The organism is Shigella sp. FJ200513, assembly GCF_040495915.1.
Classification (GTDB): Bacteria; Pseudomonadota; Gammaproteobacteria; order Enterobacterales; family Enterobacteriaceae; genus ECMA0423.
In genome coordinates this window covers 1-344 of the sequence record NZ_JBDYCV010000302.1, presented here as the reverse complement: position 1 = coordinate 344, position 344 = coordinate 1, and the positions used below count along the sequence as shown (strand labels likewise).

At 53.5% G+C, this 344-nt stretch carries 1 protein-coding gene; it reads right to left on the bottom strand.

The features are described from left to right. Nucleotides 1-344: IS3 family transposase (locus tag ABZJ92_RS22360; RefSeq protein ID WP_141095717.1), on the bottom strand; the 344-nt coding region annotated here is incomplete at both ends.

Here is a 344-nt window from a genome sequence, read left to right as displayed (position 1 = left end):
CACGTATAAACATCTTTGATGCCAGCGAGGTACAACCATCCCTCCTGTGTGGCAACATACGTCAGGTCCGCCACCCAGACCTGATTTGGTGCTGTAGGAGCGAACGTCTGGTTCAGCAGATTTGGCGCAACTGGCAGATTGTGGTTCGGGTTCGTAGTCGCTCTGAACTTGCGTTTCTGCTTACAGCGTAGCCTCAGCTCCTTACGAAGACGTGCCAGTCGGTCACGACCAACGATGATGCCATTCTCTGCCAGCTCCGTCTGGAGCCGCCGGGTTCCATATGTTTCGCGAGTGCGGATATGTGCCACCTTAATCTCCAGTTTTAGCCGCTCATCACTTTGTTT